Below are 3,068 nucleotides of genomic sequence, written 5' to 3' on the forward strand. Positions count from 1 at the left end.
ATGCCTGCCGCAAGTAGCGGAATACCTACAACGGTTGTCTGCGTCAGGTTCACGATTGCCGCGCCGGGTGTAAGACCCAGATACCAGACAAAGGCCGTGGACGTGGCCCATGCGCTCCACTGCGCCCCTTGCGGGTTCATCGACCAGTCATGCCGCTTCTGCATCTCATTGACCAGCGCCCCGGCCCGAACCGGATCACGATCACGCTTGGCCTCGCGGCGCGCGTTCTCGATATGCTTGGTCAGGTCCATGCTGTGCCGCAGGCGGGTCAACTGGTGCGCGCCGTGGAACATGCGACTGCCGAACGCCTTGATCGCGTCCTTGTCGAAGCCGGGCACGCCTTGGCGGTGAATGTTCGCCTTGCGGATGGAGAAGGACGGCAGGGTTTCCAGATACCGCTGATAGATCGCGTCAAGGATCTGGCTATCCGCCCCAGCCTCGCCCAGCGATTCCGTAATGTCGGCCACGAAATTCGGATCGACAAACCGGCTCATGTTGTCGTCGGGCTTCATCACGCCCTTTTCGACCACAAACCCAGCGTCCTTCATTTCCGCCTCGATCCGGTTCATCGCGCCTGCGGTGGTTGCCCGCTCGAAATGCACCAGCTTGCCCTTGTCGTCCCGCGCGGCCACGAAGAACTGCCCAAAGCGCATCAGCGGGAAATACGGCCCCTCAATCCGGTTTGCCTCATAGGTCAGGCGCATCTTCCTGATCCGTGCATTACGGCTGAACTCCAGCATCTTCACGTCTTGGTTAAACCGGCTGCGCGCCTTCTTCTGCGCCTCCTTGAGAGCATCACCCTCCAAACCATCATCCCGGAACTGTTGAAGCTCACCCTCATAACGGGCTTTCAGACGATCCGCTTGCAGGTCCATTGCTTTAACCACTGCATCAACCATCGCATCTATCAGCTTGGAATCGAACTCTTTATAGGCGTCTCGTGCCTTGCGATAGATAGCCTGCATGTTTTCCGGCAGCGCGTTAAACTTCTGCCGCAACTCCGCGTGCTTGTTCCTTCTTTCTTCAACGAAATTCATGTATTCGGCGTCGGTCATGTCCTGCGGACGGCGCGGCGCGCGGAACCGCTCGGACGGGTCAACCTCTTCAATCGTGGACTCGTGCATCAAATCATGCAGCTTGCGCCCGTTCACCTTGTCCTTGACGTATGCGCCCTGCCATTCTCGCGCCAGAACATCGGCCTCGGCGTGCATTTCCTGCCGCTCCGAAGTCATCTGACGCATGGTCTTCACCCACTTGCCCGCAGAGGGAAGGTTCTTGCCAAGATCGCGGAACAGAACCTCGCCCGGCACAAGACCAAGGCTGTTGTATTTGTCATTGCTGGCCATCGCGTTTGTGATCAGGTTGCTGACAAAGCTGCCCTCTTTTGCGTTCAGCGCCGCCTCACTGGTGGCAGGCTTGCGCGACCAGAGCTTAGACAGGGAATTGACAACGCTCGGATAGGCGATGGGGTCAGGGTTGCCGCCCGCGCGCATTTCCATGCCGACAACATCAATCGCCGCCTCATCGTAGATCACATAGTTGCGTGATCCGTCTCCATCCGCCCGCGATCCGCCATCGAGGTAGCGGTGGCCGGGGATACCTGCGGCGCGCAAAAACTCAGATGCCGCCTGATCAACATTCATTACATCATTTGGCGTTTTGCCCAGCCTATCCCACGCAGCATCCTCCATTGTGAAATAGTCTTTCACAGCGTCGTAAAGATCGGCTCCAGTCCAGTCGGCCACAATTTGACTTACCGGACGGGTATAAATTTTGCTGCGGGCCTCCATCCGACTTTGTTTGTCGTCAAGAATATCGCTTATTGCAGCTATTTTGACGCGAACACTTTCTGACTGGTCTGTCAGTTTAGCATCCCAATCCAAAAGGTCTTTGTCGTCAGGGATTTCCACCTCGAACAGACGGCCCTTTGTGTCAGGCGTCCAACCTTCACGAATTAGCTCTATCGCCTCTTTCGCATATCCGACCTGTCGCGCGTCAAGGCTGCCCGCCGCGATAACTCGCTCCAATGACGCAATCGCCTGCGCTGCATCGCCTCCCCAATAATATTCAGCAGTATCAACGATCACATCGCTTGCGCCACGGTTTGCAAGCGAGTCGCGGTAGTATTCCGCAACCTCGCGCCGCCCCGCAAAATACAGCCCCCAGCCGAACGCCTGCGCGCCCTCGCCGGTGCCGATAGCCGAAAGGCTGAACTTGTCGAACAGGTGCGGTGATCCGTGGAATGCGCGCATTTCAGCCGGAACTGCCCCCATCGCGCCCGAACGCACACCGCGCCCCGGCCCGCTCGGCCCGCGCCCGCCAATGCCACCATCAGCAATACGCTGCATGATCCGGCCCGCGCTATCGAACCCCTCGCCACGGAAGGCAGACGCAAGCGCCCGGAAGAACTCTTCGATCTTGAGCAAGATCCGCTCGACCGCGCCATAGTCGCCGGTTTGCGCCTTCCAGCCGCGATACATTTCCGCGACGTATTCCTCCTGCATCTGATCGCGCGTCAGGCCCTTGCCCTTGTAGTTGGCATTGACCGCTGCAACCAGATCAGGGTTTGCCTCTGCGGCGGCGACAAGACGCGACCACTCCCGGCCAGTGAAAAGCCCTTCCGGAGAACGCCACAGGTCCGCATTGCGCAGAACGTGGATAATCTCATGGTTAAGGATACCCACGGCCCCGGCCTCGTCGCGCCCGGCGCTGGCTGATACCTCAATCGAACCATCGGGATTTGCCCGCCCCATGATCGCGCTGCCGTCTTTGAGGCTGTGAAGTTGGCGCACAAGGCGCACGCCCACCTTCGTGCCCGGCAGAACCTTCGCCACCTCGGCCACAAGGCGGCGCGTCACAGCCCGGCTTGCATCCTCGGTGAAGGCAGGGTCCGTATTGACTTCCGGCGATGCAAACTCCAAGTTTATATCGACGGGGTTGCCTTCCAATGCCGGACTGCGCACTTGGGCATCGCTCACTCGCACCGCAGCACGCGCCTCGCGCACTTGCTGAACCCCGTCATCGACATTACGCGACAAGTCATAATGGAACGTGCCGTCTGGCTTTTC

1 protein-coding gene is annotated in these 3,068 nt (G+C 59.1%); it reads right to left on the minus strand.

Translation table 11 applies throughout. From position 1 onward, the window contains the following. On the minus strand, positions 1 to 3,068 hold a 3,068-nt coding region (locus tag VGP75_RS01250), incomplete at both ends, for a PLxRFG domain-containing protein (RefSeq protein ID WP_327541919.1).

It is taken from the genome of Yoonia sp., assembly GCF_036007805.1.
In the GTDB taxonomy this organism is placed as follows: Bacteria; Pseudomonadota; Alphaproteobacteria; order Rhodobacterales; family Rhodobacteraceae; genus Yoonia.